Origin of the sequence: Pseudoalteromonas sp. MB47 (genome assembly GCF_011319765.1) — a bacterium.
GTDB lineage: Bacteria > Pseudomonadota > Gammaproteobacteria > Enterobacterales > Alteromonadaceae > Pseudoalteromonas > Pseudoalteromonas simplex.
In genome coordinates, this window is the sequence record NZ_VFBD01000029.1 from 122,449 (window position 1) to 147,000 (window position 24,552).

Annotated in this window: 25 protein-coding genes; 17 read left to right on the forward strand and 8 right to left on the reverse strand. The window is 41.2% G+C overall.

All coding sequences use genetic code 11. The annotated features are described in order from the left end of the window. Positions 1–101 precede the first annotated feature (101 nt). Positions 102–986, forward strand: coding sequence for a hypothetical protein (locus tag IMPJCBKJ_RS16925; protein ID WP_166341184.1), 885 nt, complete (start codon positions 102–104; stop codon positions 984–986). A gap of 133 nt (positions 987–1,119) precedes the next feature. On the opposite strand, the gene IMPJCBKJ_RS16930 is transcribed toward IMPJCBKJ_RS16925, so the two are convergent. From IMPJCBKJ_RS16930 to IMPJCBKJ_RS16940, 3 genes are all read right to left on the reverse strand, one after another. Beyond that, positions 1,120–2,535 (reverse strand): mannose-1-phosphate guanylyltransferase/mannose-6-phosphate isomerase, encoded by a 1,416-nt coding sequence (locus IMPJCBKJ_RS16930; protein WP_206004298.1) that lies wholly within the window; start codon positions 2,533–2,535, stop codon positions 1,120–1,122. 65 nt (positions 2,536–2,600) lie between these two features. Continuing rightward, on the reverse strand, positions 2,601–3,374 hold the full coding sequence (locus IMPJCBKJ_RS16935) for an amidohydrolase (RefSeq protein ID WP_166341186.1): 774 nt from the start codon (positions 3,372–3,374) through the stop codon (positions 2,601–2,603). Then, entirely contained in the window at positions 3,362–4,504 is a 1,143-nt protein-coding gene (locus IMPJCBKJ_RS16940; RefSeq protein WP_166341188.1) for a methionine aminotransferase, read from the reverse strand. Before IMPJCBKJ_RS16940 ends, IMPJCBKJ_RS16935 begins: the two co-directional genes overlap by 13 nt. Positions 4,505–4,603: 99 nt before the next feature. Here IMPJCBKJ_RS16940 and IMPJCBKJ_RS16945 point away from each other — a divergent pair, with 99 nt between their 5' ends. The 5 genes from IMPJCBKJ_RS16945 to IMPJCBKJ_RS16965 all read left to right on the forward strand — a co-directional run bounded on the left by IMPJCBKJ_RS16945 (position 4,604) and on the right by IMPJCBKJ_RS16965 (position 9,055). Next, the gene (locus IMPJCBKJ_RS16945) at positions 4,604–5,233 is read left to right on the forward strand and encodes a methylthioribulose 1-phosphate dehydratase (protein ID WP_166341190.1); all 630 of its coding nucleotides are present in this window, start codon (positions 4,604–4,606) and stop codon (positions 5,231–5,233) included. Further along, positions 5,230–5,916 carry an acireductone synthase gene (gene mtnC / locus IMPJCBKJ_RS16950; RefSeq protein WP_166341192.1) on the forward strand — a complete coding sequence of 229 codons (687 nt, stop codon included), beginning with the start codon at positions 5,230–5,232 and terminating at the stop codon, positions 5,914–5,916. The genes IMPJCBKJ_RS16945 and mtnC overlap by 4 nt, the downstream gene beginning before the upstream one ends. Continuing rightward, complete coding sequence (locus IMPJCBKJ_RS16955) at positions 5,913–6,455, forward strand: acireductone dioxygenase (protein ID WP_166341194.1); 543 nt, start codon at positions 5,913–5,915, stop codon at positions 6,453–6,455. The genes mtnC and IMPJCBKJ_RS16955 overlap by 4 nt, the downstream gene beginning before the upstream one ends. Position 6,456: 1 nt before the next feature. Next, positions 6,457–6,798, forward strand: a complete 342-nt coding sequence (locus IMPJCBKJ_RS16960; RefSeq protein WP_054552356.1) for a gamma-glutamylcyclotransferase family protein — start codon at positions 6,457–6,459, stop codon at positions 6,796–6,798. Positions 6,799–6,892: 94 nt separating this feature from the next. Next, a complete protein-coding gene (locus IMPJCBKJ_RS16965; protein ID WP_138618492.1) occupies positions 6,893–9,055 on the forward strand; it encodes a winged helix-turn-helix domain-containing protein in 2,163 nt (720 codons plus the stop codon). 4 nt (positions 9,056–9,059) lie between these two features. Here IMPJCBKJ_RS16965 and mtnA read toward each other — a convergent pair whose 3' ends face one another. Beyond that, a complete protein-coding gene (gene mtnA / locus IMPJCBKJ_RS16970) occupies positions 9,060–10,085 on the reverse strand; it encodes an S-methyl-5-thioribose-1-phosphate isomerase (protein WP_166341196.1) in 1,026 nt (341 codons plus the stop codon). A 145-nt stretch (positions 10,086–10,230) separates the two neighbouring features. On the opposite strand from mtnA, the gene mtnK reads away from it, so the two are divergent. Next, positions 10,231–11,448: an S-methyl-5-thioribose kinase gene (gene mtnK, locus IMPJCBKJ_RS16975; RefSeq protein WP_166341198.1), complete on the forward strand. Its 1,218-nt coding sequence runs from the start codon at positions 10,231–10,233 to the stop codon at positions 11,446–11,448. 56 nt (positions 11,449–11,504) lie between these two features. On the opposite strand, the gene IMPJCBKJ_RS16980 is transcribed toward mtnK, so the two are convergent. Continuing rightward, positions 11,505–12,989, reverse strand: a complete 1,485-nt coding sequence (locus IMPJCBKJ_RS16980; protein WP_055020563.1) for an FMN-binding glutamate synthase family protein — start codon at positions 12,987–12,989, stop codon at positions 11,505–11,507. A 182-nt stretch (positions 12,990–13,171) separates the two neighbouring features. After that, positions 13,172–13,927, reverse strand: a complete 756-nt coding sequence (locus tag IMPJCBKJ_RS16985; RefSeq protein WP_166341200.1) for an SDR family oxidoreductase — start codon at positions 13,925–13,927, stop codon at positions 13,172–13,174. Positions 13,928–14,081: 154 nt separating this feature from the next. Between IMPJCBKJ_RS16985 and IMPJCBKJ_RS16990 the strand changes: the two genes are divergently transcribed. Next, entirely contained in the window at positions 14,082–14,981 is a 900-nt protein-coding gene (locus IMPJCBKJ_RS16990) for a LysR family transcriptional regulator (RefSeq protein ID WP_166341202.1), read from the forward strand. 9 nt (positions 14,982–14,990) lie between these two features. On the opposite strand, the gene IMPJCBKJ_RS16995 is transcribed toward IMPJCBKJ_RS16990, so the two are convergent. Both IMPJCBKJ_RS16995 and IMPJCBKJ_RS17000 read right to left on the reverse strand, forming a co-directional pair. Beyond that, a complete protein-coding gene (locus IMPJCBKJ_RS16995; protein ID WP_166341204.1) occupies positions 14,991–15,407 on the reverse strand; it encodes a nuclear transport factor 2 family protein in 417 nt (138 codons plus the stop codon). Positions 15,408–15,542: 135 nt separating this feature from the next. Beyond that, positions 15,543–17,321 (reverse strand): DUF885 domain-containing protein, encoded by a 1,779-nt coding sequence (locus IMPJCBKJ_RS17000; RefSeq protein WP_166341206.1) that lies wholly within the window; start codon positions 17,319–17,321, stop codon positions 15,543–15,545. A 359-nt stretch (positions 17,322–17,680) separates the two neighbouring features. Here IMPJCBKJ_RS17000 and IMPJCBKJ_RS17005 point away from each other — a divergent pair, with 359 nt between their 5' ends. The 9 genes from IMPJCBKJ_RS17005 to IMPJCBKJ_RS17045 all read left to right on the forward strand — a co-directional run bounded on the left by IMPJCBKJ_RS17005 (position 17,681) and on the right by IMPJCBKJ_RS17045 (position 24,551). Then, positions 17,681–18,667 (forward strand): GGDEF domain-containing protein, encoded by a 987-nt coding sequence (locus tag IMPJCBKJ_RS17005; protein ID WP_138618532.1) that lies wholly within the window; start codon positions 17,681–17,683, stop codon positions 18,665–18,667. A 121-nt stretch (positions 18,668–18,788) separates the two neighbouring features. Further along, positions 18,789–19,544: a bifunctional demethylmenaquinone methyltransferase/2-methoxy-6-polyprenyl-1,4-benzoquinol methylase UbiE gene (ubiE, locus tag IMPJCBKJ_RS17010; protein WP_054552346.1), complete on the forward strand. Its 756-nt coding sequence runs from the start codon at positions 18,789–18,791 to the stop codon at positions 19,542–19,544. Positions 19,545–19,572: 28 nt separating this feature from the next. Next, positions 19,573–20,178: an SCP2 sterol-binding domain-containing protein gene (locus IMPJCBKJ_RS17015; RefSeq protein WP_138618506.1), complete on the forward strand. Its 606-nt coding sequence runs from the start codon at positions 19,573–19,575 to the stop codon at positions 20,176–20,178. Positions 20,179–20,195: 17 nt separating this feature from the next. Next, positions 20,196–21,797, forward strand: a complete 1,602-nt coding sequence (ubiB, locus tag IMPJCBKJ_RS17020) for a ubiquinone biosynthesis regulatory protein kinase UbiB (protein WP_138618508.1) — start codon at positions 20,196–20,198, stop codon at positions 21,795–21,797. A gap of 77 nt (positions 21,798–21,874) precedes the next feature. After that, the gene (gene tatA / locus IMPJCBKJ_RS17025; protein ID WP_054552343.1) at positions 21,875–22,114 is read left to right on the forward strand and encodes a Sec-independent protein translocase subunit TatA; all 240 of its coding nucleotides are present in this window, start codon (positions 21,875–21,877) and stop codon (positions 22,112–22,114) included. Positions 22,115–22,119: 5 nt separating this feature from the next. Beyond that, positions 22,120–22,452, forward strand: a complete 333-nt coding sequence (gene tatB / locus IMPJCBKJ_RS17030) for a Sec-independent protein translocase protein TatB (protein ID WP_054552342.1) — start codon at positions 22,120–22,122, stop codon at positions 22,450–22,452. 50 nt (positions 22,453–22,502) lie between these two features. Next, positions 22,503–23,243, forward strand: coding sequence for a twin-arginine translocase subunit TatC (tatC, locus tag IMPJCBKJ_RS17035; protein ID WP_054552341.1), 741 nt, complete (start codon positions 22,503–22,505; stop codon positions 23,241–23,243). A gap of 1 nt (position 23,244) precedes the next feature. Further along, positions 23,245–23,769: a hypothetical protein gene (locus IMPJCBKJ_RS17040; RefSeq protein WP_054552340.1), complete on the forward strand. Its 525-nt coding sequence runs from the start codon at positions 23,245–23,247 to the stop codon at positions 23,767–23,769. Then, the gene (locus IMPJCBKJ_RS17045; protein ID WP_166341208.1) at positions 23,769–24,551 is read left to right on the forward strand and encodes a TatD family hydrolase; all 783 of its coding nucleotides are present in this window, start codon (positions 23,769–23,771) and stop codon (positions 24,549–24,551) included. The genes IMPJCBKJ_RS17040 and IMPJCBKJ_RS17045 overlap by 1 nt, the downstream gene beginning before the upstream one ends. Position 24,552: the final 1 nt, after the last annotated feature.

The window sequence follows — 24,552 nt, forward strand, 5'->3', positions numbered from 1 at the left end:
CTAACTAGCTGCGCTTTTTGTTTTTATCATCATAAGTAATTGATAATACAAATGGCTTGTTTTAATCTGCTGATATTATAAAGCAACTTGGATGATGTGATATGTCGACTTGGCAAGGGAGTACTGCGCTGGCATTTGCAAGCATTGCACTGGGCTTATCAATTTATAGCTGTACAAAAGTAAACTCGACTGACAAGCCTGTAGTTATGCAGCAGGCAAAACCTAACTTAAAAGAGTTAACCATTCCAGAGCAAGACAGAGAAAACCTAGTTGCCTTACATGGCTATATTTTAGATCTCGAAACACGCATTCACGAGCTTGAAAATCAAACCCACACTCTTGACCAAGAGCAACTGACCTCATTGGTAAAACAAGCAATGGCACAGCAAGAAAGTGAGCGACGAGCTGAGATAGAAAAAAGGAACCCAGCAATGGGTTGGCTAGGAAATTTACCTGATGACTACCGCGAACGCATCAAAGCAGACCCACAATATGCCGACAGCTCAATAAATGAAGCACTTGCTACCTTACTCAACTTAAGCAAATCAGAAAATGAGCGCTTAGCAGCCTACGGGCAACTAAAAATGACCCTAAGCATGCTCAGGCGCGACTTGGACGACAGCCAAGCAAATGCAGTAATCGATGCCATGATAAGCATTAGCGAATACACTAATGATCCTAAGATTCGTGTCAGTACATTAGAGAATTTATCTCGCCAAAATAACGTCTCGCCTAAGCTCGCTGAGCATTTTCAAAAGCTGTTACAAACAGACGATAATGATTATGTTCGCAATATTTCTGCCACAGCCCTCATCGGCCAATTTTTCCGTGCCACAAGAGACGGCAACAATAGTTATGCCAGTGATTTAGCAGAACGAATTACCACCCTTGAGAATAGCAGTAATGCAAAAGCCGCCGAAATCATGGCTGAAAATCTAAAAGGTCCACGCTTAAGAGAAGAACTAGATAAAGCGTTGGGGAAATGAAAAAGCAGTAGGCGATGGTAAAGTTAGAAGAGCCTAGCTCAAGACTAATCGAAGGAATGCTTAAAGGTAAATTATCTTTATAAAAGAAAAGGTTTAAATGGATTTTGATGCGTTTCGCTCCGCTCAAACCAACCTACTCCCTCCCATACCTATCATCAAATCGCTCGATGTCAGTTTCATCAAGTATCGCTCCGGTTTGTACTTCGATAACGATTAGTGGCGTGTATTGTTGATTAGCAAGGCTGTGTAGCTGCTTAGCCGCGATGTAACAAGATTGGTCGGCGGATAATTCAAATTCATCATCACCTACTCGCACGCTTGCCACTCCAGATACGACGACCCAATGTTCTGCACGGTGCTGATGGCGTTGAGTTGAAAGCTTTGCGCCGCTGTTTACGATTATTTTCTTTACTTTAAAGCCAGTGCTTTCAATTAAAGTTCGATAGTTGCCCCAAGGTCTGAATACGGCTTGATGGTGGGTTAGTTTATCGCTATCAACAACAGCAAGCTGTTTAAGTAAATCAGGGAGCTTATCGAGCGCACTTTTGCCTGCCACTAAGGTGGCATCATGAGTATGTATAATTGCTTGATTACTTACGCCGAGCGCCGCAATAGTGTGGTCAGCCTCGCTGATCAGTAGATTATTTTCGCTATCTAAACTCACTCCTTGTGAGGCTAAATAGTTGCCATGATGGTCTTTTTCTGCGATTTTCGATAATGCAGAAAAGCTGCCAACATCGCTCCAATTTAAGTCAACAGGTATAACAGCAACGTTAGCGCTACGCTCCAAAATAGCATAATCAATAGAATCACTTGGGCATGCTGTGAGCGCACCCGCAACAGGCCGTTGAAAACCTAAATCTGCGGTGAAGCTAGCCGCTTTTGCGACACTGTCAGCAATCTTTGGCGCAAAACGATTAAGCTCACTCAAGTACACATCTGGCAAAAATAAAAACATGCCGCTATTCCAGCCATACTCACCACTGGCAAGGTATTTTTCGGCTAATTGCAGAGCTGGTTTTTCTTTGAACTCAGCCACCTTAAAACAGCCTTTATGAGCTAACGGCTCACCTTGGCGAATATAACCATAGCCGGTATGTGGCTCAGTGGGAGTAATGGCAAAGGTTACTAATTGTTGTTGCTGACAAAGCGCTATAGCATTATCGAAGCAGGCAATAAGTTTATCAAAATCACTGATATGGTGATCAGCAGGCATGACTAGTAAGGGATCGGTTAGACCATTTTGCAATGCAAATTCAGCGGCTAGGGCAATCGCGGGGGCGGTATTTTTACCTTCAGGTTCAAGCAATAAAGTATAGCTATCTGTGATTTCTGCAATTTGCGCTTTAGCGATAAAGCGATGCTCTTCATTGCACACTAGAATTGGCGCATTAAATCGTGAGTCAGCCACTCGTAAAAGCGCGCTCTGTAACAGTGATTTTTCGCTAAGCAAAGACAAAAACTGCTTAGGCATCGCTTTACGCGACAAAGGCCATAAACGAGAACCTATGCCACCAGCAAGAATAACGGGGGTGATTTTGCGACTCATGATTGCTTAAAGTAAATAATCCAACCATGAGTTTAACAAATTTTTGAGTATGCGGCTTCGAGCAATTACAGTAACTGAAATTGATCAGCATCTAAGTGAGCAGGAAACGCTCTTCGAAAGTCATCAAGCGGTGATTTTTCTAAGCGCTGAATAATGATACCCGATTGGCCATCTTCGAGCTTAGCCAAGGTGTCACCTTTAAAATCATAAACGGCAGTTCCACCACTGTGGGCAACATTATTACCATCAGCACCAATGCGATTGACACCCACGACATAACACAGGTTTTCCATTGCGCGTGCTTTTAGCAGGGTATCCCAGACATGGCGACGAGCTGCTGGCCAATTAGCTACGTTGATCATCACATCGTAGTCGTTGCAATTACGCTGAAATACAGGAAAGCGTAAGTCGTAACACACTTGCGGCAAAATGCGAAAATCATTGATAGCGAATATCTCGCGATGCTCGCCTGCTGCGACGAAATTGCCTTCGTTACCTAAACAGAATAAATGGCGTTTGTCGTAATACTTCACTTCGCCATTTGGCCAAACCCAATAAAAGCGATTAGCCTTTTTGTCGCCTTTTGCAACTAAAACAGAGCCTGCAACCACAGCATTTTTTTGCTTAGCTGTGGCTTTTAACCAGCTAAGTACCTCGCCTTGTTCTGGTTCGCTGCAATCTAGATTAATCGCAAAACCAGTGGCAAATGTTTCTGGCAAGACAATTAAATCAACTTGCTCGTTTAAACTGTTAAGCTGCTCAGTAAAGTGCGCAAGGTTAGCGCTTTTATCAAGCCAATGCAGTGATGACTGCACTAAAGCTAAGGTTAAAGTTGGCATAAAATCTCCGCGGCACATTTTAATGTGTCATCATTTTTAGCAAAACATAAACGAATCACTTTATCGCTGCTTGTACTGTTATAAAACACACTGAGTGGTACAGCTGCAACACCCGCTTGCTCAACCAACCATTGGCAAAACTCAACATCATCAAGATCAGACACATCACTGTAATCGAGTAGCAAAAAATAGGTGCCTTCACTTGGTAATATTTTAAAACGGCTTTGCGCTAACGCTTCGCTGAGCAAGTCGCGTTTTTGTTGATAAAAACAACTAAGTTCATCAACATGCTCAGGCTCTAACTCAAGCATATCGGCTAATGCATGCTGGGCAGGCGTAAAACTTGAAAAGGTCACATATTGGTGAATTTTACGAAACTCCACCATGAGCTGAGCGGGTGCAACACAATAACCCATCTTCCAGCCGGTGCTGTGAAAGGTTTTACCAAAGCTTGAGATCACAAAACTGCGTGTAAATAACTCAGGGTCAGTCAGCGCACTTAAATGCAAAGCACCATCAAAGGTAATGTGCTCATACACTTCATCACTAATTACATATAAATCATGCTTAGTAACAAGCGCTTTAAGGGCATTTATATCTTCTGCTTTAAAAATTTTACCGCTTGGGTTATGTGGCGTGTTGATGATGATGACACGTGTTTTTTCTGTAATAACATCAGCTACGGCTTGCCAATCGATTTTGTAGTCTGGCGCATGCAAAGCAACATGAACTGAACGACCGCCTGCAAGTTCAATTGCCGGCTGGTAAGAGTCATAAGCGGGGTCAAACACCACCACTTCGTCACCCTCTTTGACAAGTGCTTGAATTGCTACGAATAGTGCCTCTGTTGCCCCTGAGGTGACGGTAACTTGTTGCTCGTAATTTATGTTGTTATGGTATTTTCTAGCAATCAAAGCTGCTATTTGCTGTTGTAGCTTTGCAACCCCACTTGAAGGCGCATATTGATTTGCTCCCTCAAGTACATAATGATTGAGCTGTTTTTTTAGTAATTCTGGTGCATCAAATTCAGGAAAACCCTGAGATAAATTAAGCGCTTGGTGCTTATTTGCTAGAGCGGTCATTTGACTAAAAATACTGGTGCCTAAATTCGGCAATTTACTTTCAAACACAGAGGTTCCTTAAAGATGGTTTTGCGCCCGAAGCGATGCTATCATTGCTTAAAACAGATGTATAGCCGTCTAAATAACTTTTAGAATGTCGAGGAATATATGCATAACAATACCGCTATTTCAGAACTAATTGAAGCTGGTAAATGGGTAAGCCAACGTGGCTGGGTCCCTGCTACTGGTGGTAACTTTTCAGCCCGCACTGCAAGCGGTTATGTCGTCACAGCAAGTGGTTTCGATAAAGGTCAACTCGGCACTCATGCATTTATTGAATTTGATCATGAAGGCAATCGTACTAAAGGCTCTGGCAATCCATCAGCTGAAACTGAGCTACATTTGAATATGTATAAGCTTATCCCGTCAGCTAAATTTGTTTTGCACACTCATTCTGTTGCGGCAACCGTGTTATCTCGTGTGATCAAAGGCCACGCTATCAATTTGCATGGCTACGAAATGCAAAAATCTTTAAGCGGTATCAAATCGCACTTAGATACCTTAACTATTCCCATTTTTGATAATGACCAAGACATTGACCGTTTAAGCTTACTAGTCAGTGATCATCACCTTCACACCCCTATTGAGCATGCCGTATTAATTCGTGGCCATGGTTTATATGTCGTTGGCCGAGATATCAAAGAAGTACTTCGTCATTTAGAAGGGTTAGAGTTTCTATTTAGCTGTGAATTGGAGCGCCTAAAACTAGAAGGTATTCAAGCTGGAGTTCAGCCATGATCAAAGCACTTTTAACTGATATTGAAGGCACAATTACCCGCATCTCATTTGTTAAAGATGTATTATTTCCCTACGCAGCTGGGCAATTACCTGAGTTTGTAAAATCACATCAAACAGACCCAGAAGTTGCAGCCCAAATTGAGGCTGTTAAGGCACATATAGAGCAACCCGAAGCCGATATCGACACGGTCATTAAACATTTAATTCATTGGATTGAAACTGATCAAAAAATTACCCCACTTAAGCAGTTACAAGGGTTAATTTGGCAAACGGGCTACGAAAGTGGTGATTTTACTGGCCACCTTTACCCTGACGCTTATGACTTTTTACAAGCCCAAAAACATGCTGGTAAAAGTTTATATGTCTACTCATCAGGCTCAGTAAAAGCCCAGCACCTGATTTTTGAGTTTTCTGATTATGGTGATGTTAGACCTTTATTTAGTGATTACTTCGACACTAAAGTTGGCGCAAAACAACAGCAGAGCTCTTATGAAAATATTATTGCCGAGCTGCCATTTGACGCTGCCGAAGTATTGTTTTTAAGCGATGTGGTGGCAGAGCTTGATGCTGCCAAAGCAGCAGGCCTTGGAACTTTGCACCTTGTTCGCGATGGCCAAGCGGTAAGTGATGCTCACCCATATATCAACGACTTTTCGGAATTTAGCGCGGAGCTGTTAGCATGAGTCAATTAACTATTTATAACGATAACAACGCAAGCAACATACTGTTTCATAGTGAAGACTTAAGCGCTATTGCCAGTGAGCTGAATGCGGTTGGCGTTCGCTTTGAGCAATGGCAAGCAACAGCACAGATTGACCAAGATACCAGCCATGACGCTATTTTAACTGCCTATGCTAACGATATAGAGCGCTTAAAAGCTGAAGGGGGCTATCAAACAGTGGATGTTATTTCGCTTGCTAAGGGTAATCCAAATGCCAGCGAACTACGCGGTAAGTTCTTGTTTGAGCATACACATAGCGAAGATGAAGTTCGTTTTTTTGTGAAAGGCCAAGGCTTATTCTGCTTACACCTAGGCGATAAAGTGTATCAAGTGCTGTGTCAACAAGGCGACCTAATTTCAGTACCAGAACTCACACCACATTGGTTTGATATGGGCAGCGACCCTGAATTCACAGCAATTCGCTTATTCAATAATACCGAAGGTTGGGTCGCTAAAAGCACTGAGTCAACTATTGCTACCAACTTCCCGCTGCTGGACTAACATGGAAAAGCTATTTTCTTACGGTACATTACAGTACCCGCAGGTTCAGCTTGATACCTTTGGGCGTTTGCTCGAAGGTCAACCTGCTACGCTAACTGGGTATGTCATTGGTGAAGTCGAGATCACCGACGAAGCCGTGCTTAAAAGTAGTGGTCAACGTTTTCACCCGGCGTTAATCAAAACAGGCAAACAAAGTGATATTGTTAATGGCACTATTTATTTAATCACTAAACGTGAGCTCAATCAGGCTGATGCTTACGAAGTAGATGATTATCAACGAATCGCAGAAACATTCCAATGTAACAACCAAGCTTGGCTATATGTTGCAAAAAACAGCCTTTAATTTACAAATATAAAACAAAAAGACCCAAATCAAGAACAAAAGCTGTTATTATCTTCCCTATCAAAATTAATATTTTTTAGTTAAAGGACTAAACATGGGGTCGGCATTTTCACCCTTACGCGATACCGTTATTTATGTGGGTGAGTGGCAATTTAACACTCAGCAGCAAACCATCAGCGATGGCACTCATAAGCGTGAACTAGAACCTTTATTGTTTAAATTGCTGTGTTTCTTTATTGAGCATAATGATCGCATTATCACTCGCCAAGAGCTGGTTGAGAATATTTGGCAACAAAGTTTTGTTGATGACAATGCTATTAACCGTGCCATCTCTGAACTAAGAAAAACTCTCAAATCAGAAAAGCAGCCCGGGCAAACTATTAAAACCCATTACCGCAAAGGTTATAGCCTATTTATTAAAGTTAAGCCTCTTGAGCCCACCCCCATTTCAGACCCACAAATAACAGAAGATAAAAACACAGAACATAAAGAAGCTGAAACTCCAGTTAATACAACTCCCCTTAACGTGCAAAAAGCGCATTCTTCACGCTGGCCATGGTCTTTTGCGGCCTTAGCGCTTGGTTTATTGATTGCGGCTATTTGGTTGTTCTTACAGCAACCTAAAGTAAATGATGAAGCACAAAACGAAGCGCCATTTTTAGACCTGCAAGCCGAAACGATTTCATGGCATAAGGGCACTCACTATCAATTATTGCTAAATCACGACAAAACGCAGCTTGCCTATGTGCTGCAAAATGACAATCAACATATTTATGTTGTCGACTTAACGACAAAAAAAGAGTACTCAATTACATCTGGCGCTGTCTTTTTACAGGGCTGGTCTGAAGATGGCGAGCGGCTATTTTATAGTTCATGTGAAAACAGTGACTTCAATGATTGTAGTGCTTGGCAAGCAAGCAATTTGCTATCAAATGAAGTATTACTAAAGCCAGTTACAAATCAATCTATATTAAATATCACACCAGATCAGTACATTGAAATTGGTAATACGGCAATTACAAGACGTAATAATTACCGTGGCTTAACTCACCTATCTGCTCTGTATGCGCAAGACTTAAAGACCGGTGAAGAAATTCGCATTACATCACCTAATATTACTGGCACTGGCGATTATATTTTAACAACACTTAAAAACCCCAACCGTGTTATTTTTGAACGCCACAATGTTGGCCAAGCAGAAATTTATATAGCGAATTTAGACGGTAGCTCACTCAAACTTTTAACCACCAACGAATACCGAGCTTGGGCTGCAACTTATGATAAACAAACTAACTCGCTTGTTTGGTATAACCGCGGTAAATTAACTATTGAATCATTTTCATTTGATACCATGAGTCGGGGACAAGCCATTAAAGCCCCAGTAAAACGAGCAAATTACGCTTACCCTCTTAATAAACAAAGTGTACTGATCAGCACTGATTTACACGACAGTGATGCGGCTATATTTGACATAAAATCAAAACAAATGAGCTATATTGCCACAGCTAATAAGCATGAGGATGATGTTGTCGCACTACCGAATAATGATGTCTACTTCGCTGATCTTGAATACTATAAACGACAGCACTGGCTCAGAAAAAACAACCAATATATAGATATAACCGACAAAATTGGTGAAGATACCACCATTATTTCTGCAAATAACGACAGTAGTCAGCTGGTGAGTTTTAATAAAAGCAATCAAAAGCTAAGCTTATTAAATGCCAATGACTTTTCAGAAGTTAAACACTGGACACTACCAGGAAACAGCAAACTAGCAGCAGTCAGAGGTAATAAAATTGCAGTAATCTTTACCGAGCTTAGTAACCAGCAAAACCAACTAATGATTTTGCACACCAACAGCGATCAGGTTGTCAAAAGCACCATCGACACCCCATTGGCAATTGCTTGGTATGATGATAATCAGCTAATCGTCCATTCTAAATACGGAAAATATTTGCTTTTAGATAGTGACAGCAATACTTATAGTGAGCTGATAACTCCTGACAAACTAATCGAGCTAAAGCCTTCAATTATCACTATGACAAGCAACCATCACAGCTTATATATTGCCACAAATAATGAAATTTATAGTATTGATTTGGCAAACATACAAGATGTTGATCTAGCAATGAAAATGCGGCCCTTACACTATATAACGCATATCAATGCGAGTAATGACAAGCTGGCGATTTCGTTACTAACCGCAAATAGTCAAAATAGCATTGAGCTCTACACTAAAAAAAGTGCTGAGTAATTTTCTATTTTAATTGCTTTAGAATACCTTGCTCGATATCAGATTGGTTATAAACGCCGCTATCGAGCACCCAGCCTGTGACTAGGCTAGCCGGTGTAACATCAAATGCCGGGTTATAAACCTTCGCGTTAGTTGGTGCCCATATTGCTTCGCCAAAACTGCCACTAACACCGCGCACTTCATTAGGGCTGCGTTGCTCAATTTCGATATTCGCACCACACGCCGTTTGTGTATCAAGTGTCGTAAGTGGCGCAACGACATAAAATGGAATGTTATGGAAATGCGCTAACACAGCAAGGTTATATGTACCTACCTTATTAGCAAAATCACCGTTTGCAGCAATACGGTCTGCACCTACAAAGATTTTATCTACTTTGCCCGCAGCCATTAAACTCGCCGCCATGTTATCGCAAATCAAGGTATAAGGAATTTGCCAGCGCTCAAGCTCAAAAGCCGTTAAGCGACCGCCTTGCAGTAGCGGCCTCGTTTCATCAACCCAAACATGAATATCACCGTGGCGTTGCTGCGCTTTATGAATAACCCCTAATGCAGTACCGACACCCGCAGTCGCTAACGCACCGGTATTACAGTGCGTTAAAATGTTATCACCTTTATCAACCAAGGCAGCACCACGTTCTGCCATGCTATCGCAAAGGGCAATATCTTCTTTAAATAACTGCTCAGCAGTAGAGACAACAGCCGCAACATAATCAGTCTCTACAAGCGCTAGGCGTAACTTGGCCATGCAGTGCATAAGGTTAACGGCGGTTGGGCGTGTCGCTTCTAGTTCATCTATAGCAACCGCAAGTGCTGATTGACTCATGCCTTGCTCAGCTAGGTGTGCAACCAATAAGCTAGCACCTAAGCCGATTAAAGGCGCTCCCCGGATTTTCAAAGTCAGAATCAAATCTTTCATCGTTTCAACATCGTTACATACATGCCAATGCTGTTGATGTGGTAACAAATACTGATCAAGCACGGTTAGCGTACCTTGCTGATATTTAATACTGCTGGCGATGAGATCTTGCATACTGAATCCGAATAACTAATGAATAACTAATTTATGTGAATAGTTATTTTACATCAGTTTTGACAACTAACAAGCTAGATGTATGGACATCTAAACGGTTACAGGTATAGAATGCTCAAAGTTAATTGTATTACGAGATAGAGCCATGGCTAAATACACTGCCTTTAATGCAGAGCATGCTGTTGATTACATTAAAGAACTTGTTAAAAGTGAACTAATTTCAGTCTTCCCTGCTGATGCAGCACTGACTGCATACGAGTTTGGAGATGGAAACTTAAACTTAGTTTTTCGGGTTGCTGATCAGCACAACAACAGTGTAATTCTAAAGCAAGCACTCCCTTATGCCCGCTGCGTAGGTGAGTCATGGCCATTATCGTTAGACCGCGCCAGAATCGAAGCCGAAGTATTGATTAATCATGGTAAGTTATGCCCAGAGCATACCGTGGCGATATTGCATCACAATGTAGAGCTGGCATTAACCGTGTTAGAAGATTTAGGTGAGTTACAAATTTTACGTGGCGCACAAATCAACGCAGAGCAATTTCCCTTATTGGCAAGTCATGTTGCGCTCTACTTAAGCCGAACAGGCTTTTATAACTCAGATTTTTACTTATCTGCTGAAGATAAAAAAGCCAAAATCAGTCAATTTATTAACCCTGATTTATGTAAGATCACAGAAGACTTATTCTTTACTGATCCGTACATTGAGCATGAGCGCAATAATTTCCCTGCAGAGCTTAATGAGCACGTCGAAAGTATTCGTAATAATGATACTTTAAAACTAGCCGCAGCTAAATTAAAAGCGAAATTTTTATCGTGCCCGCAAACTTTATTGCATGGCGATATGCACAGTGGCAGCATTTTTGTTGATAGCAAAACCACTAAAATAATCGACCCAGAGTTCGGCTTTTTTGGCCCTGTTGGTTTCGATATCGGCTCATTTATGGGTAACTTGCTACTAAATTACTGTGCCCAAAACGCCCGTATTACAGAGCAAGCAAAGCGCCGTCAGTATCAAACCCATTTATTAACTTGCTTACAAGACTGTTATAGCCAATTTGAGCAACATTGGTTAAACCTAGCAAGCAGGGAAGCAACTGATATTAGCTTTGCAAACCGCGCCTTTAGCGAAGATTACTTACAACACGTATTGCGTGATGCGATTGGCTACTGTGGCGCTGAACTTATTCGCCGTACTATTGGTTTAGCCCATGTTGCAGATATAGAAGGTATTGAAGATGCACAAGCTCGTTTAGCAGTACAACAGCAAACGCTCGTACTCGGCGAGCAACTGATGCTCAATGCCACAAGCTGTAACAATAAAGACGAGTTCTTTTCGTTGTTAATCAGTTTATTAAACTGATAGTCAAAAAGTAAAAAGGCGCTTAATGCGCCTTTTAATTATTCAACTCAACTAGATTATTTATTGTAGTGCTCATACATTTTATCGAGCGGCTCTGATAAACCATTTTCTTGTACCACTCGCACATGCTGGCGAGCTAACTCGCGGGCACTTGATACACCACATGAATGAGCAATCAGCCCTGCACCATAATGAATAAACTTATTATAATTGGCGACACGTTGTGCCTTATCGGTCACATCTAGGCCCCGCTGTAAGCGTTCATTATGAGTCGTAATACCGGTCGGGCAGGTATCTTTATTACATTGTAGAGCCTGAATACAACCTAACGAAAACATATGACCACGCGCCGACACAATAAAATCAGCACCCAGCGCGAGTGCCCAAGCCACTTTTGACGGTACGATTAGCTTACCCGATGCAATCACCTTCACACGCTCTCTGAGACCATGTTTTTTTAGCAGATCAACAACCAAAGGCAGGCTCTCGCGCAGCGGTAAACCAACTGAATCCATCAAGGGTTGAGGGGCAGCGCCCGTTCCACCGTCGGCACTATCAATAGTGATAAAGTCAGGGGCTGATTCAATACCACGGTTATTTATTTCGCTGAACAAGGTTTCGAGCCAAGTATATTCACCAATCACCGCTTTAAAACCGGTTGGTTTACCTGTGGTACTGCGTACCGTTTCAATCATATCGAGTAAATCTGCTGGGCATTTAATTTCTGGATGACCATTTGGACTAATCGAGTCATGCCCTTCGGGAATACCCCGAATTTTTGCAATTTCAGCAGTCACTTTGCGCCCTGGTAACATACCCCCTTTACCGGGTTTAGCACCTTGACTCATTTTAATTTCGAACATTTTAACTTGTTCGTGCTCAGCAATCGCTTTGAGTTTTTCGGTGCTTAATTTACCGTGCTCATCTCGTACACCATATTTTGCCGTGCCAATCTGAAACACAATATCGGCGCCACCTTCAAGGTGGTAAGGGCTGAGCCCTCCTTCGCCGGTATTCATCCAACAGCCGGCTAATTTTGCCCCTCGCGATAATGCGCGAACAGCGGGCTTAGATAATGCGCCAAAGCTCATACCTGAAATATTAAATAACGAGTTTGTTGTATAAGGAGCTTGGCAATAAGGCCCTAACGTGACTTCGCTTGGATCAAGTGCATCTTCATCTAAGGTTGGGAACGCACAGTTCATAAACATCACAGTGCCCGTTGCTTCAAGGCTTTGGGTTGAACCAAAGGCCGTAGTACGGTCAACATTTTTCGCAGCACGATACACCCAGCTTCGCTCAGCACGATTAAATGGTAGCTCTTCCCTATCCATGGCAAAAAAGTATTGTCGGAAGAATTCACCTTGGCGTTCAAAAAAATAACGAAAGCGACCGATCACCGGGTAATTACGGCGAATCGCCTGTTTAGATTGCGTCACATCACTAATGTAAAAGCACACAATCACCAGCAAACCTATACCGAGTGCAAAAATAAACAAGCTGGCAAATACATCGATACTAAAAATTATAAAATCACTCATCCAAGGCCCCTTTGTGAAATGACATCCTTCAAAGCATATAAGGTGTTTATATTACGTGCAATAAGCACTTCATATATTTAAGGTTTCGTTGGTTCAAAGGATAAGTATTTACAAAATAGAAGTGATAAGAGCATTGAATTCAAAAAAATAGGTATGCCGAGGTTGACGGCACACCTAATCAATTAGCGTGTTGTATAGCCGCCGTTAGCAAAAATAGTTTGCCCAGTGATCCACCAACCATCAGTCGCTAAAAATTTAACGATCGGTACGATATCTTCAATTTGTGTTAATTGGTTTCCCATTGCTTGTGATTTGTGAAATGCCACACGCTCTGGCGTTTCTTCACCATAAAAGAAAGGCGTATCCATTGGACCAGGACCAATACCTGTAACCGAAATCCCACGACCAGAGAACTCTTTTGCAGCAGCTCGGGTAAAGTGCTCAACAGGTGCTTTACCGCCAGCATATGTTGAATACCCATCTGTAAATGCGGCGAGTAAAGAGGTGACTATTGTGATGATTTTGCCGTTGTTATTTAACTGCTTACCCGCTTCTTTTATAAAGAAATACGCTGTTTTTGAGTTAACATCAAACATCGAATCATAATCCGCTTCTGATGTTTCAACTATTGGCTTTCTTAGGACCTTGCCAACTGTATTTACAGCTATATCGATACCACCATAAGTAGACTTAGCAAAATCAAAAAGCGCCGTTACATTATCAGCCTTAGACAAATCACCTTGAAACGTCACCGCCTCACCTCCTGCCGCTAGAATCGCATCAACAGTCGCCTCAGCTTCCGCTTTCGAAGAGTCACTATGATAGTGTGCAACAATTTTTGCACCCTCTTTAGCAAACTCTTGGCTGATCAAGCCACCTAAATTTTTGCCACCGCCAGCAACAACCACCACTTTACCTTTAACATCATGTTTTGACATTCCTATCTCCTTTAAGTAATTCATATCAAAGTCAGTAAGTAACCTAAAACGGATTAGGCGTACCTATTCTCAATTCATTACTTTATCCAATTGAATAAAGTGCGGGAATTAGGTGAATATGCAATTACTGATTGTCAAAAATGCAATTAACTAAATGCACGATGCTAAGTCACTGTTTATTCGAGTTGTAGAAGCTGGCAGCCTCAAAAATGCTGCGGCACAATTAGGGATCGAACCTTCCTCTATCAGCCGTAAAGTTGCTGCACTAGAGAAGCGCTTAGGGGTAAAATTACTTAATCGTTCAACTGTTCGTACTACTCCTACAGAACAAGGACAAACTTATTTTGAACGACTAAAAGATATCCTTGATGCTCAACAAGCATTAGACGAAGAAATCTCGAACAGTATTCATAAAGTAAGCGGCACTTTAAGAATAGGAGCCCCAGTCGACTTTGGTTCACAGTTTGTCGTCCCTGTTTGCAGGACGATACAAAAACAATATCCTAAATTAAATTTTGAGTTATTCCTTGGTAGTGATTTCGAGAACTTATATAACAATAAAATTGACGTTGCCATCAGAATTGGTGATTTAGCGGATTCACAGCTTATAGCAAGAAAACTGGGCGACATCCCCAGAGTTCTGGTTGCGAGTCAGCAGTATTTAGAAAAATTTGGTGTGCCACTTAGTCCTATGGATCTTGAACGACACAATTTTATTTTTTATTCTCAAAAACAAGCAAAAAGCGATATTGAATACCTTAATTTCACTCGTTTTCCACATGTTAAAATGCACAGTAACTTCACAGTTAATAGTGTGTCTGCGGTGAAAGACTTAGTAATTAATGGCGTAGGTATTCACCTTGGGCCGCTTTGGTTTTTCTCAGAGGCTATCCAAGAAAAACAGCTCATTCCTCTGCTAACGGACTACCAGTTAAAAAGTTACTCATCGCATGCTGTGTATAAAAAGCACCCTTACACACCACAAAAAATTAAGGTGTTTATTGATAAAATGAAAGAAGCCGTTAGCACATTACACAACTCAAGTTTCAACTAAGGCGAATTCTTAATCGTACCGCATTGTCCAGCTAACAATCTTACCCTGCTCTACCACTAATAAAAAATTTGCTGGGCTGGAGTAACCATCATTGTTTTTATAAGTACCAGTGACAACCACTTGATTACCCGTCATTTTTAATACAGGTTCAATTACTTGGCCATGAACATTAATAATATCTGATTCAAGCCAGCTTTTAAATCTATCACCACTATTCTTACGCTTATACCAACGTTCATATTCTTGGCTTGCATTGTCGGCAAAAACAGCTCGAATTTGTTCCTCATTATTATTTTTCATTGCATTAAGCAATACTGTAACAACCTCTTTGGGTGTAGGTTCCTCTTTTGCAAAAACTGAATTTTGAAAAGTATATACAACCAATACACTTAAAAGTAAAAGGCGAGCTTTTGGAATAATGTCCATTTAATCTACTCCTAACAAATTTGATTAAAATAATATTACCCAAAGATAAATAACAAAGGCGCTAGGAGAATTCGCATTTTATTAATTATAAAGGCGTGATGTAAATCACGCCTCTTCTTTTATACTGCTATACAGCTATGCTGCTCGTTTTGCTAATTCAGCTTTAATATAAAGTTGAATTTGCTCTTCAAGCACTGACATTGGCACTGAGCCATGACGTAATATTTGATGGTGGAATTCGCGAATATCAAAGTCTTGGCCAAGCGCTTGCTCTGCTTCGTGGCGTAGACGTTTAATCGTTAACTCACCAATTTTGTATGACAACGCTTGTGCAGGCCATGAGATATAACGGTCAGTTTCAGTCTTCACGTTGTGTAATGAAAGCGCGGTGTTTTCGCTCATAAACTTCATTGCACGATCACGGCTCCAGCCATACATATGCATACCGGTATCAACCACTAAACGTGCAGCACGCCACATTTCATAAGTCAAACGACCAAAATCACTGTATGGGTCTTGATAAAAGCCCGCTTCGATACCTAAAAACTCCGAATATAAGCCCCAACCTTCACCAAATGCAGACAAATATGCATTACGGCGATAACTTGGTAATGACTCAAGTTCAGCATTTAGCGAGATTTGTAAATGATGGCCAGGTACAGCTTCGTGTAAAGTTAATGCTTCAAGTACATACAACGGGCGCTTATCTAACGCATAGGTATTAACCCAGTAATAACCTGCTTGATCATCACGGCGAGAGCCTGAGTAACGACCCGTTGTATATTTAGGTGCAATGCTCTCTGGCACTGGCGCAACACCGTACGGCATTCTTGGCAAAGTGTGGAATAACTTAGGTAACTGCGCATCCATTTTCTTGGCAATGTAAGACGCTTCTTTTAGCAAATCTTTTGGTGTTTTTGCGTAAAATTGCGGATCAGTACGTAAAAAGTGCACAAAATCAGCAAACGAGCCTTCAAAGCCTACTTTCTCGATAATTTTTTCCATTTCTGCGCGAATACGCGCGACTTCTTGTAAACCCAGCTCATGGATTTCTTTTGGCGTCATATCTGTGGTGGTGTAGTACTTAGCGCGATTTTCGTAAAACGCTTTGCCATTCGGCGTACTTGAAATACCAATATCTGTACGTGCACCCGGTTGATATTCATTGTTAAAGAAGGTTAAGTAACCTTGATATGCCGGAATAACTTGTTCTGTGATAATGGTTTGCGCTTGCTTTTGTAGCGCTGCAAACTCGCTATCACTTAGGCCTGCCGTGTTATTTAAAAATGGTTTGTAGAATTCAGACTTAGTAGCATCATCAACAATATAAGCCGTGATTGAGTCTTGATAACCTTCTAAAACAGCCTTTGGCTGGGTTAGGCCCACTTCAAGCCCCTTTCGCATCCAGCCAATATTTTGCGAAAAATAGCGAGGAATTTGCTGTAATTTAGCGAGATATAGCTGGTAATCTTGTGGTTTTGTGTAATCTGAGCTGGAGATCATAAATGACAAGCTAGAATGGAACCCATATTCAGATGTCAGCGGCATATAGTGCGCATTAAACACATATTCATCGACACTATTTTGCACTTGGCCGCGTAAAATAGTCAGGTTAATGCGATTTTCTTCCGATAACTTATCACGGTCGATAGCGTCTAGCTCGGCAAGTAACTCTGTATTCTTTTGGTATTTTTGTTCTAAAAATTCAGCCGATAGATTTTCTAATAAATAACCATCAACGCCATTATCTTTACCATACGGGCTGATGCTTTGGCGATAATTAACAATATTTTCGGCTACTTGAGTAAATTGCTGATCAGCATCAATATTTGTTACTTGGCAAGCGCTTAAAGTACACGCTAAAGCAACCGCAATAACAGAACGATTTAAAGTTCGCGACAGTGTTTGTTTCATAGCATTCTTTTTAGTTTTAATCAGTATCGCTAAAGTAGCGCAGCACTGGCTAAAACCCAAACAAATGCGACCAAGCTCAGGTTAAATACGCTCAAATTAACAACGGTGTATAAATAAGAATGAGCAAGGTTTAAGCAATTTTTAATTACACTTGTTAAAGTTGTTGAGAAAATCAGCTAATAGACACAAACGAAACAAATTTAAGTTCCAAAGTAAGCGATTTTGCTTTTAAATAGGCTGATTACAGATTACTGTAGACTCAGTATTTATGCTTGGAAGCAGCTATACCTTACGGAAGAGATGATTAATTGGTTGATATGCGTATTTAGTGGTATTGAAAAATGATGTTCCATGATCCCATGGCTATTGCTCAAGAAAAAATGACAAAGGTATGTATCTTTTTAGAACATCATGCATTACCGCCGTCACCACTTAACTACCAAGTTGTTTACACCTACGTCAGCCAGTCTAACCCTAAACTTAACGCCGCTATTGACCGTGCCATCGCACAAAGAAAAACCATCGATTGTGTCTATGTAGAACAGCTTTATTTCGATTTTATAGAGCAAGGGCATAAAATGAAAACCGCCATTGTTCGCAACGTTGACTCAGTAATTAACACCCTTTCGCGAAATGCTAACAATAACGAGCAAAATATTGTGCGCTTTGCTGATCAAGTCACAGAATGTGTTCATTCAATTGATGAAAACAATATTGAGCAAACGCGTCATGCATTAAAAATGCTCAGTAAGCAATCTGAAGTCCTGCTCAATCAGCATCGTCAATTTAAGCAAGAAATAGCAAAAGCCAAATCACTGCAAGAAAAAACCCAAAAACAGCTCACTCAATTACGCAAACAACACATCACCGACCAACAAACCGGCTTATACAAGCGCCATTACTTAAATCAACAAACTCAACTTTGGGTCGGCCAAAATAAAGCGGTTTGTGCTATCTCTATTCACATTGAGAACTTAAACCATTTTATTGAAAACTATGGTGATGTGATTGGTGAGGTGATTTTAAATAAAGTCGCCAAGCAGGTGCAAAAATACGTACAAGAAAGCGGTTTACCTGGGCGCACAAGTAAAGATGAATTTACCATCTTACTTGCCGACATAGAGCCTGAAACTGCCAACTTAATAGCCGAAAAAGTACGAAATGGTGTCGAAAAGCTGCGCTTTGTCAGCTCAAAAAATGGCACCAAACTCCCCGCTATTACCTTAGCCCTAGGTATCGCTAAACATGAAGACGATGGCGACTTTAACAGCTTAGCCCGTAAAGCCTCTTTAGCAGCTGCGAAAGCCAAGTCGCTTGGGCAAAGTAGTTTTATTGCCGGCCAGTAAAGTTTAAACCTGTGCTAAATCATGAAAAGCAATGCTAATCTGATGATTTAGTTATAATCAAATTGCACCCCACAGCTACAATCAAGTACACTAGTCTTTATTGCCACGATAGAGATTAATCATGAACGAGAATCAAGAAAAGACCACGCATTTTGGCTATAAAACCGTTGCTGAAAACGACAAAGCATCAATGGTTGCAGATGTATTCCACTCAGTCGCTGCAAAGTATGACGTAATGAATGATCTGATGTCGTTCGGTATTCATCGTTTATGGAAACGCCAAACTATTGCAAGTTCTGGTGTTCGCAAAGGTCACTATGTATTAGACCTTGCAGGCGGTACAGGCGATTTAACCGCTAAATTTAGTCAGCTAGTGGGTGAAACCGGCCAGGTAATCTTAGGCGATATTAACTCTTCAATGCTGAAAGTTGGCCGTGAGAAACTTCGTAACCTTGGTCGTGTTGGCAATATCGAATATGTTCAAATGAATGCAGAAGCATTGCCATTTCCTGATAACAGCTTCGACTTAATTACGATTGCCTTTGGTCTTCGTAACGTGACCGATAAAGATAAAGCTCTACGCTCAATGTATCGTATTCTTAAGCCTGGCGGTCGTTTACTTGTGCTTGAGTTCTCAAAACCAGAGCAAGAAATACTGAGCAAAGCCTACGATTTCTACTCATTTAATATCTTACCTAAGATGGGTGAGCTGGTTGCGAATGACAGCGAATCTTATCAATACCTTGCTGAGTCTATCCGTATGCATCCTGATCAAGAAACATTAAAAGGCATGATGGAAGATGCGGGTTTTGAACAAACCAGTTATCAAAACCTTACTGGCGGTATTGTTGCCCTTCACCGTGGTTTTAAATACTAAAAACTCTGTAAATTAAGTAGGTAACGCGATGTTAGCAAACGCTCTGTTATCACTCGTCGAACGAATCATTAATCAACTGCTGCAGTTAGACCCTCAGTTAAAGGGTAAGCTTGCAGCAATTGCTGATAAACAGCTGTTGATTGAGATACGTGATTGGCAACAGTCAATTTTGTGCGTTTACAGCGACGAGCAAATTCACTTATACAGTACGCAAGAACGCAGTTTTGACTGCATGATCAGCGCCGATATCAACACCTTATTGGCGCTTAAAGATCCATCAATGCTCACGCAACTCATTCGCCAAGACAAGCTCGACTTACAAGGCGATTTAAATCTTGCGCAAGGCTTTAGCAATGCGTTTGCTGAGCTTGATATTGATTGGCCAGAACATTTTTCTCGATACATTGGCGATGCCCCAGCACAACAGTTGTGGCTCTCTATTCAAGCTTTAAAACGTCGTAGTTCACAAACGAAAAGCAAGTTAGAAAATACCTTAACAACGCTTTGCCAAGATGAGTTAGCAGTGACCATACACCCTCTTGAACTTGCTGAATTTAAACAGCAAAATCGCCAATTAAAAAGCCAAGTATCTCAATTAGAGATGCGAATTAACGCGCTGTTACAGTCACGCTAATGCGCTAAGGAACTTGTGTGTCGTCTGCTCGTCTTTATTACATTACTAAAACTCTACTGAGCTATGGCTTAGACGAATTAATTCCGCGTAAACGAGTGCCTTGGTTTGCCAAACTCGCCCGTGGCAGCTTATTTTGGTTACGTAACCAACATAAAGATAAACCTGCAGGTATGCGCTTAAGACTTGCATTGCAAGAGCTCGGCCCGGTGTGGATCAAGTTTGGTCAAATGCTTTCTACACGCCGTGATTTACTGCCGCATGATGTCGCATTAGAGCTTGCACTGCTACAAGATCAGGTTGAACCTTTTGAAGGTGAGCTTGCCCAGCAACTGATCGAAAAGGCGCTCGGTATTAATGATATTAGTGAATTATTTAGTGATTTTTCGCAAACACCTTTGGCATCAGCCTCGATTGCACAAGTTCACACGGCAACTTTAATTGATGAGCATGGCGCGCCACAAGATGTGGTGATTAAAGTCATTCGCCCTAACATTAAAGAGCAAATTGATGCTGACTTAATGCTAATGCAAAAAGTCGCTCGCTTGGTTGCTAAGTTATTAAAAGAAGCAAAACGTTTACGCCCTATTGAAGTAGTAAACGAGTACAAAAAAACTTTACTCGATGAGCTCGACTTAATGCGTGAAGGGGCGAATGCGATTCAGCTACGCCGTAACTTCGAAGACTCAGATTCGCTCTACATTCCCTTTGTTTACAGTGACTACAGCCGCAATAACGTATTAGTAATGGAGCGCATTTACGGTATTCCAGTATCTGATACCGACGCATTACTGGCACAAAATACCAATATGCAGCTACTAGCTGAGCGTGGAGTCGAAGTATTTTTCACACAAGTATTCCGCGACAGTTTCTTCCACGCTGATATGCATCCGGGTAATATTTTCGTTTCACGTGAAAACCCTCATAACCCAAAATATATCGGCATTGATTGCGGCATTGTGGGCACCCTTAATCGTGAAGATAAACGCTATTTAGCAGAGAACTTTATTGCCTTTTTCAACCGTGATTACCGCCAAGTAGCGCAACTGCATGTTGATTCTGGCTGGGTACCCGCCGATACCAGCATTGAAGAGTTTGAATTTGCCATTCGTACTGTGTGTGAACCAATTTTCAACAAACCACTGGCCGAAATCTCTTTTGGCCACGTGCTAGTTAACCTGTTTAATACGGCTCGTCGCTTTAATATGCAAGTTCAACCGCAATTAGTGTTACTACAAAAGACGCTGTTGTATGTTGAAGGCCTTGGCAGACAACTGTATCCGCAGCTTGATTTATGGAAAACCGCTAAACCTTTTCTAGAAGATTGGGTCAAAGAACAAGTTGGTCCGCTTGCAGTAATGAAAAAAATGTATGCGAACTTGCCATTTTGGGCAGAAAAAATGCCTGAATTACCTGATTTAATTTATCAAAACTTAAAACGTCAACAACAACCTGTACAATTGCCAGCGCCGCAATCTGCTAAGCCTTTGTTACTTAGTATCTTTGCTGGTAGCTGTTTAATAGTTTCAGGCTTATGTTATTTACAGCATGACTTAGTCGCCTGTGTAATTACCGCAGGCTTTGCTATAGCAGGCTTTATTGCAGCATGGCGAAGCGCATAAACTAAGTGCTATTTATGTTTTGGTGGGTATAATCAAGGCAAGTCTATTCAATAAATTTGATAAAAACGGAGTAACCCATGGGTTTTGGTGGTATCAGTATTTGGCAATTAATCATTATTTTAGCAATCATCGTGTTGTTATTTGGCACAAAGAAACTTCGTGGCATTGGCGGTGATTTAGGTAGCGCAGTAAAAGGCTTTAAAAAAGCCGTGTCTGATGATGACCAAACTAATTCCAAAAGCGAGCAAATAGAGCAAGCTTCTAACACGCAAAGCAAAGAAACCGTAGAGAAAAGCAAAGACGACCATAAGGCTTAATCAACATGGGGATGTGGGAACTTGTTGTCGTACTTATCGTAGGTCTGATTGTGTTAGGCCCTGAGCGCTTGCCTGTGGCAATTCGTACAGTTAGCCGCTGGGTAAAAACATTAAAGTCAGTCGCCAATTCAGTGAAAGCTGAAGTGAACGAAGAACTCCGTATCCATGAGCTTCACGAGAACTTAAAAAAAGCAGAACAGCAAAATTTGCAAGAGCTCACACCAGATCTGCAAGATTCTGTAAACGAACTTCAAAAGGCTGCTCAGTCAGTTACCCACAGTTATAAAAAAGACACACCAGAAAAAGCAGAAACTAACAATAATGACGAAAAAAAGTGAATTTAATCTCTGCTTTTGTGGTCAATAACAATGATGATGAATAGTAAATTATGACCGAGCAAGCTCACACAGGCTTTGTTGGCCACTTGATTGAGTTACGAAACCGACTCATGAAAGCTTTGTTAAGCATTTTGCTAATATTTATCGCCTTGGTGTACTTTGCCAACGATATTTATAGCTTTGTTGCAGCTCCACTGATTGCAAACTTGCCAAGCACTGCCACCATGATCGCAACGGATGTAACAGCACCTTTTTTTGCACCGTTTAAACTCACCTTATTTGTAGCGTTATTTGCTGCTATTCCCATGATACTGCATCAAGTTTGGAGCTTTATAGCACCAGGTTTGTATCAACATGAAAAGCGCATGCTAATGCCAATTTTGGCCTCAAGTATCTTGCTATTTTATAGTGGTATCGCATTTTGCTACTTTGTGGTGCTACCTATTATTTTAGGGTTTTTTACTAATACTGGCCCTGATATGATGACATTAGCACCTGATATTAGTAGTTATTTAAGTTTTGCTTTAAAACTGTTTTTTGCTTTTGGTATTGCGTTTGAAATACCTGTTGCCATCATGCTGTTATGCTGGAGTGGCGCAACAACAACGAAAAGTTTAAAAGAAAAACGACCTTATATCGTGGTAGGTGTATTCGTGGTTGCCATGTTCTTAACACCTCCTGATGTACTGTCACAAACATTACTAGCATTACCAATGCTGTTATTATTTGAATTAGGTTTAATTTTGGCTGCATTCTATACCGCCAAACCTCAACAGGAATCCGAGGAATAAAATGAAAAAACAACTCATTCCCTTCGTTGCTCTTTTAACTATTGCTGGTACTGCACAGGCAGACGAAGTTAACTTACAAGCATTGCAAGCCTGTACTTTTGTTGAAAATGATTTTAACCGCTTACTTTGTTACGACAACGTAATGGCAGGTAAATCACTTTCAAAACCGGCTACAAAAAAACAAATTGAGCAACCTGTAACTAGCTCAGCAGCTCCTGTTGCCGCAGCAGCCGCAACAAGTGAACAAGCTCTAAAAACAAAAAATGAAGACTTTGGTTTAGAGCACAAAGAAGTTGCAAAAAAAAATGATGACGAAATAACCGCAGTGGTTAAGAGCGTTAGAAAAGCGCCTTACGGGGAGCTGATTATAGAGCTAGAAAACGGTCAACAGTGGCGCCAAGTAGGCTCAGATAGAATGAAACTAGAGGTGAGCGACAAAGTCATAATTGAACGAGGCGTTTTCAATTCATTCTTGTTAAGAATCGAAGGGCAAAACCGTTCAATTCGTGTTAAGCGTACTGACTAATGAACTATTCGCTAGTTGATGCTGGCGTCAATTTAAGCAATCATCAATTTGATGATATTCATCAAGCTGTGTTACAACGTGCCGCAGAGGCAAATGTAACACAGATGCTTCTTATTGGCTGCGATCTGCAAAGTAGCCAAGCCTCTCTTAAACTCGCCAAACAGTTTAAGCAATTTTGCACAGCTGGGGTCCACCCTCATGATGCAAAAACTGCAGATGATCACCTTGAAGCACACTTAACAACTCTCAGCCAACACCCTGAAGTGGTTGCAATTGGCGAGTGTGGCCTCGATTACAATCGTGACTTTTCTCCTCGCGATGTTCAGCGCAGCGTTTTTAGACGCCAGTTACAGCTTGCTGAGCAACTAAATATGCCTGTGTATTTGCATGAGCGAGATGCCAGCGAAGATATGCTCGCAATCTTGAGTGATTACAAGGTACGAGGCGTACTACACTGCTTCACGGGAGACGAAATCGCACTCCAAAGTTACCTAGCAATGGGGCTTTATATCGGTGTTACGGGCTGGGTCTGCGATGAACGCCGTGGTGAACAACTACAAGCCTTAGTACCAACTATCCCTTTAAATCGCTTGTTAATTGAGACTGATGCGCCCTTTTTAATGCCGAGAAATATTAGGCCTAGACCTAAAACTCGCCGTAATGAGCCTCAGAACCTTCCTTATGTATGTCAGCAAATTGCTGATTTAAAAGGCTCAGAATTTACTGAAGTGGCAAAACAAACTACACTAAACTTTCAGCAATTATTTTCCATAAAGGGTTAAG

Bases quoted from the DNA above. Each gene is read 5' to 3' on its own strand.
- IMPJCBKJ_RS16955 (WP_166341194.1), top strand. From the start codon at position 5,913: ATGAGTCAATTAACTATTTATAACGATAACAACGCAAGCAACATACTG.
- mtnK (WP_166341198.1), top strand. From the start codon at position 10,231: ATGGCTAAATACACTGCCTTTAATGCAGAGCATGCTGTTGATTACATT.
- IMPJCBKJ_RS17040 (WP_054552340.1), top strand. From the start codon at position 23,245: ATGAAAAAACAACTCATTCCCTTCGTTGCTCTTTTAACTATTGCTGGT.
- IMPJCBKJ_RS16985 (WP_166341200.1), bottom strand. From the start codon at position 13,927: ATGTCAAAACATGATGTTAAAGGTAAAGTGGTGGTTGTTGCTGGCGGT.
- IMPJCBKJ_RS16930 (WP_206004298.1), bottom strand. From the start codon at position 2,535: ATGAGTCGCAAAATCACCCCCGTTATTCTTGCTGGTGGCATAGGTTCT.
- IMPJCBKJ_RS17015 (WP_138618506.1), top strand. From the start codon at position 19,573: ATGTTAGCAAACGCTCTGTTATCACTCGTCGAACGAATCATTAATCAA.
- ubiE (WP_054552346.1), top strand. From the start codon at position 18,789: ATGAACGAGAATCAAGAAAAGACCACGCATTTTGGCTATAAAACCGTT.
- IMPJCBKJ_RS17000 (WP_166341206.1), bottom strand. From the start codon at position 17,321: ATGAAACAAACACTGTCGCGAACTTTAAATCGTTCTGTTATTGCGGTT.
- IMPJCBKJ_RS16925 (WP_166341184.1), top strand. From the start codon at position 102: ATGTCGACTTGGCAAGGGAGTACTGCGCTGGCATTTGCAAGCATTGCA.
- IMPJCBKJ_RS16945 (WP_166341190.1), top strand. From the start codon at position 4,604: ATGCATAACAATACCGCTATTTCAGAACTAATTGAAGCTGGTAAATGG.
- tatA (WP_054552343.1), top strand. From the start codon at position 21,875: ATGGGTTTTGGTGGTATCAGTATTTGGCAATTAATCATTATTTTAGCA.
- mtnA (WP_166341196.1), bottom strand. From the start codon at position 10,085: ATGCAAGATCTCATCGCCAGCAGTATTAAATATCAGCAAGGTACGCTA.
- mtnC (WP_166341192.1), top strand. From the start codon at position 5,230: ATGATCAAAGCACTTTTAACTGATATTGAAGGCACAATTACCCGCATC.
- IMPJCBKJ_RS16995 (WP_166341204.1), bottom strand. From the start codon at position 15,407: ATGGACATTATTCCAAAAGCTCGCCTTTTACTTTTAAGTGTATTGGTT.
- IMPJCBKJ_RS16935 (WP_166341186.1), bottom strand. From the start codon at position 3,374: ATGCCAACTTTAACCTTAGCTTTAGTGCAGTCATCACTGCATTGGCTT.
- IMPJCBKJ_RS16990 (WP_166341202.1), top strand. From the start codon at position 14,082: ATGCACGATGCTAAGTCACTGTTTATTCGAGTTGTAGAAGCTGGCAGC.
- IMPJCBKJ_RS16960 (WP_054552356.1), top strand. From the start codon at position 6,457: ATGGAAAAGCTATTTTCTTACGGTACATTACAGTACCCGCAGGTTCAG.
- IMPJCBKJ_RS16980 (WP_055020563.1), bottom strand. From the start codon at position 12,989: ATGAGTGATTTTATAATTTTTAGTATCGATGTATTTGCCAGCTTGTTT.
- IMPJCBKJ_RS17005 (WP_138618532.1), top strand. From the start codon at position 17,681: ATGGCTATTGCTCAAGAAAAAATGACAAAGGTATGTATCTTTTTAGAA.
- tatB (WP_054552342.1), top strand. From the start codon at position 22,120: ATGGGGATGTGGGAACTTGTTGTCGTACTTATCGTAGGTCTGATTGTG.
- tatC (WP_054552341.1), top strand. From the start codon at position 22,503: ATGACCGAGCAAGCTCACACAGGCTTTGTTGGCCACTTGATTGAGTTA.
- IMPJCBKJ_RS17045 (WP_166341208.1), top strand. From the start codon at position 23,769: ATGAACTATTCGCTAGTTGATGCTGGCGTCAATTTAAGCAATCATCAA.
- IMPJCBKJ_RS16965 (WP_138618492.1), top strand. From the start codon at position 6,893: ATGGGGTCGGCATTTTCACCCTTACGCGATACCGTTATTTATGTGGGT.